The organism is Actinomycetota bacterium (genome assembly GCA_030017835.1).
GTDB lineage: Bacteria > Actinomycetota > Aquicultoria > UBA3085 > Oleimmundimicrobiaceae > Yes70-04.
This window is the reverse complement of the sequence record JASEGU010000065.1, coordinates 1-566: the sequence shown is the minus strand read 5'-3', so window position 1 is coordinate 566 and position 566 is coordinate 1. Positions and strand designations below refer to the sequence as shown.

The window sequence follows — 566 nt, the reverse complement described above, 5'->3', positions numbered from 1 at the left end:
ACTCACTCTTGCGAACTCTATCCAGGGCCTCGTTCAGATGACGGATCACATGAAATTTGTCAAACAGAATCGCCGCCTGGGGAGCATGCCTGCAGGTGGAGTTATGGAAGGCCTTCCACATATCCATCACCGCCAACTGGACCCTTTGGCTCTTCTTCTCTCCCAGCCACCCATAGAACAGGTCCAGGCTCTTTTCCGAACGGTCTTCCCCTCCGAACCAGATGGGCCGCTTCCGCCACAGGTCGCTGACCACAATCCGGTAGGTATGCCCTTGGCGGAGCGAAACCTCGTCGATCCCGATGATTTTTGGACCCGGGCTTCCCGCTCGGCGCAATTGCTCCTGCATGTACTGCTTCTCCAGGACCTTGACCGTCTTCCAGTCCAGGTGGAACTCTTTGGCCACATCCCGAACAGTGGAATCCCGACAGCGACGGCCAATATAGAAGGCAAATCGCTTGGTGTAAAAGGGAGAGTCGACCAGCCAGTCCAGCTTTTCCTGCTTCACCTTCCGGCACCTTCGACATTCGACCCGGCGGATCTCCACCTCCAGATAAATACGTACCTCT

The 566-nt window shown here is 56.0% G+C and carries 1 protein-coding gene; it reads right to left on the bottom strand.

Annotated elements, in window-relative coordinates; all coding sequences use genetic code 11:
- The coding region (locus QMD53_07170; protein MDI6800415.1) for a transposase at positions 1–505 on the bottom strand (505 nt) is incomplete at its 3' end.
- Positions 506–566 lie beyond the last annotated feature (61 nt).